This window comes from Streptomyces novaecaesareae (assembly GCF_000716875.1).
GTDB lineage: Bacteria > Actinomycetota > Actinomycetes > Streptomycetales > Streptomycetaceae > Kitasatospora > Kitasatospora novaecaesareae.
On the sequence record NZ_JNWQ01000212.1, the window covers coordinates 1 to 759 of the forward strand.

1 protein-coding gene is annotated in these 759 nt (G+C 71.1%); it reads right to left on the bottom strand.

Annotation, left to right across the window (positions count from 1 at the left end; translation table 11 throughout):
• The coding region (locus tag OP86_RS32540) for an ABC transporter ATP-binding protein (protein WP_030056813.1) at window positions 1-759 on the bottom strand (759 nt) is incomplete at both ends.

Here is a 759-nt window from a genome sequence, read left to right on the forward strand (position 1 = left end):
AGCTGGTGCGGCCCTTGGCGTCGAAGCGGCGCATGCGGTCCAGGACGGTGTCGGCGGTGGGGGTGTGGAGTTCGTCGACGATGCGGCCGTCGGCGAGGAAGACGACGCGGTCGGCGTAGGAGGCGGCGACGGGGTCGTGGGTGACCATGACGACGGTCTGGCCGAGTTCGCGCACGGAGTTGCGCAGGAAGGAGAGGATCTCGGCGCCGGAGCGGGAGTCGAGGTTGCCGGTGGGTTCGTCGGCGAAGATGATGTCGGGCTTTCCGGCGAGGGCGCGGGCGCAGGCGACGCGCTGCTGCTGGCCGCCGGAGAGCTGGGAGGGGCGGTGGCTGAGGCGCCCGGAGAGGCCGACGGTGTCGACGACGCGGTCGAGCCAGGCCTGGTCGACCTTGCGGCCGGCGATGTCCATCGGGAGGGTGATGTTCTCCAGGGCGGTCAGCGTGGGGAGGAGGTTGAAGGCCTGGAAGATGAACCCGATGTGGTCGCGGCGCAGTTGGGTGAGCTGCTTGTCCTTGAGGCCGACGAGTTCGGTGTCGCCGATGGTGGAGGAGCCGGAGCTGACGGTGTCGAGGCCGGCCATGCAGTGCATGAGGGTGGACTTGCCGGAGCCGGAGGGGCCCATGATGGCGGTGAACTCGCCCTGGGGGAAGGCCACGCTGACGTCGTCGAGGGCGACGACGCGGGTCTCGCCCTCCCCGTAGACCTTGTTCAGGCCGGTGGCGCGGGCGGCCGCCCGGCCGGTGCGGACGGCGGTTGCGG